General features: G+C 36.3%; 1 protein-coding gene. It reads right to left on the bottom strand.

The window, feature by feature from the left end:
• Positions 1 to 136, bottom strand: a 136-nt coding sequence (tatB, locus tag V6260_RS19185; RefSeq protein ID WP_341595619.1) for a Sec-independent protein translocase protein TatB, incomplete at its 3' end; no start/stop codon positions are given.
• Positions 137 to 215 lie beyond the last annotated feature (79 nt).

Here is a 215-nt window from a genome sequence, read left to right as displayed (position 1 = left end):
TTACTTGGGCTTTTAATGAGTTGGCTAGTGATTTAGCGTTTTTAACCCATTTAGTCACTGTTCTAATCGCAACAGGTAAACGCGCAGGGCCGAGCACCACTAAACCAACAATATAAATAACAACAAGTTCCCACATACCCATACTAATTTTACCTTATTGTAATCTTTGTTTTTTTCAGTATCGGTTAAGATGTCTGCAGTGTTTTTTTCTGATT

Source organism: Pseudoalteromonas aliena (assembly GCF_038155085.1).
Lineage (GTDB): Bacteria > Pseudomonadota > Gammaproteobacteria > Enterobacterales > Alteromonadaceae > Pseudoalteromonas > Pseudoalteromonas aliena_A.
The sequence above is the reverse complement of the archived record's forward strand: the minus strand, read 5'-3'. Positions and strand labels throughout refer to the sequence as shown.